This is a genomic window from Aquirufa sp. Wall-65K1 (genome assembly GCF_054558475.1).
Map to the genome: position 1 here is coordinate 1 of NZ_JBPXKD010000030.1, position 255 is coordinate 255.

General features: G+C 43.5%; 1 rRNA gene. It reads right to left on the reverse strand.

The window, feature by feature from the left end:
* A 23S ribosomal RNA gene (locus ACST15_RS12570) occupies nucleotides 1-177 on the reverse strand; the annotation flags it as partial.
* Nucleotides 178-255 lie beyond the last annotated feature (78 nt).

The following is a 255-nucleotide window of genomic DNA, read 5'->3' on the forward strand; positions in this document are numbered from 1 at the left end:
AGCAGGTTTGCCTTCTATTTAAATAGAATACTAGATCTTCAATCTAGTGGGTTGCCCCATTCGGAAATCTTCGGATTAAGGGTCTTGTGCACCTCCCCGAAGCTTATCGCAGCTTAACACGTCCTTCGTCGCCTCCAAGAGCCTAGGCATCCCCCATACGCCCTTATTTCACTTACTCTCTAATATCTTCATGCCCGAAGGCAATCGCTATCTATTTTTGCTCTTACTCTTTACTTTATTCTCACAATATGTCAA